At 40.4% G+C, this 250-nt stretch carries 1 protein-coding gene; it reads right to left on the minus strand.

The genetic code is table 11. The annotated features are described in order from the left end of the window. Positions 1-250, minus strand: a 250-nt coding sequence (locus ACSBRB_RS10740; protein WP_435032736.1) for a recombinase family protein, incomplete at both ends; no start/stop codon positions are given.

The raw sequence follows: 250 nt of genomic DNA on the forward strand, positions 1-250 counted from the left end.
GTGCTAATCGATTTGTTTTGTAGACCATAACACAATCGATATGACCATTTTTAGCGTCTTGTAACATACGTTGTAGTGCAGGGCGGTTCATAGATTTTCCGGAAATACCACGATCTGCGTATACATCTACCACTTTGAAGTTATTAAATTGACAGTATTCTTCAATCTGATTGATCTGGCCTGTTATCGAGTAGCCTTCTGAGCTCTGCATCTCAGTCGATACGCGTACATAAATTCCCACACGCTTTTG

Origin of the sequence: Staphylococcus auricularis (assembly GCF_051172115.1) — a bacterium.
GTDB classification, from domain to species: domain Bacteria; phylum Bacillota; class Bacilli; order Staphylococcales; family Staphylococcaceae; genus Staphylococcus; species Staphylococcus auricularis_A.